Genomic DNA, 255 nt, shown 5'->3' with positions numbered 1-255 from the left:
TGATGGTGGACGCATTATAGGTGTTGCGCACCACACCCGCGGGCAGGCGCAGCGTTTGGCCTTCAATCAGGGCCGACGTACCGCTTAGGCCATTGGCCTCTGCCAATTTATACCAAAGACCGCTATCGCCCCACAGGTTTTGGGCAATGCTTTGCAGGCTATCGCCGCCGCGCACCGTGTAGCTGCCAAAGTTTGAGCCCTGGCTATAGCTATTGATCATCGCCAGATTGGAGGAAACCTGCTCATCCTGCTTGC

General features: G+C 56.9%; 1 protein-coding gene. It reads right to left on the bottom strand.

Annotation, left to right across the window (positions count from 1 at the left end; all coding sequences use genetic code 11):
* Positions 1–255: LysM peptidoglycan-binding domain-containing protein (locus PsB1_RS11805; protein ID WP_284361852.1), on the bottom strand; the 255-nt coding region annotated here is incomplete at both ends.

Source organism: Candidatus Phycosocius spiralis, from assembly GCF_030158815.1.
Taxonomy (GTDB): Bacteria; Pseudomonadota; Alphaproteobacteria; order Caulobacterales; family Aquidulcibacteraceae; genus Aquidulcibacter; species Aquidulcibacter spiralis.
This window is presented reverse-complemented; position numbering and strand designations above follow the sequence as displayed.